The organism is Lujinxingia vulgaris (genome assembly GCF_007997015.1).
GTDB lineage: Bacteria > Myxococcota_A > Bradymonadia > Bradymonadales > Bradymonadaceae > Lujinxingia > Lujinxingia vulgaris.
In genome coordinates this window covers 1-556 of record NZ_VOSM01000088.1, presented here as the reverse complement: position 1 = coordinate 556, position 556 = coordinate 1, and the positions used below count along the sequence as shown (strand labels likewise).

The following is a 556-nucleotide window of genomic DNA, read 5'->3' as shown; positions in this document are numbered from 1 at the left end:
TTTCATGAAGTCTTCCAGCTGGTCTGGTCCGGCCGGCTCGAGAACGACGGCTTCAACCGCCTGGTCCTGGCCGCCGGTCTGGCGGCCCGGGAAATTCGCATCATGCGCGCCTTCTGCCGTTATCTGAGGCAGACGCAGATACCCTTCAGTCAGGCCTACATGGAGGACACGCTGGCGCGGAACGCAGGTCTGACCCGCCAGATTTCGGAGCTGTTCCTGCGTCGCTTCGACCCGAAGCGTGCGCGCAATCGCAAGCAGACCGAGAAGGACTGTGCCCAGCTGGTGACGGAGATCGAAGCCGCTCTCGACGATGTCACCAACCTGGACGAGGATCGCATCCTGCGGCGGTATCTCAATCTCGTCCTGTCCATGCTGCGCACGAACTATTTCCAGCGCGATAAGACAGGCGCGCTGAAGTCCTACATCTCGTTCAAGTTCGATGCCGAAATGCTGGAGGAGTTGCCACAGCCAAGGCCCTTCCGCGAGATCTTCGTCTATTCTCCACGGGTGGAGGGCGTGCACCTGCGTTTCGGCGCCGTGGCCCGCGGCGGGCTGC

1 protein-coding gene is annotated in these 556 nt (G+C 62.1%); it reads left to right on the top strand.

Translation table 11 applies throughout. The features are described 5' to 3' along the window. Positions 1 to 556 (top strand): NAD-glutamate dehydrogenase domain-containing protein (locus tag FRC98_RS21030; protein WP_146983519.1); only part of this gene is annotated, 556 nt, incomplete at both ends.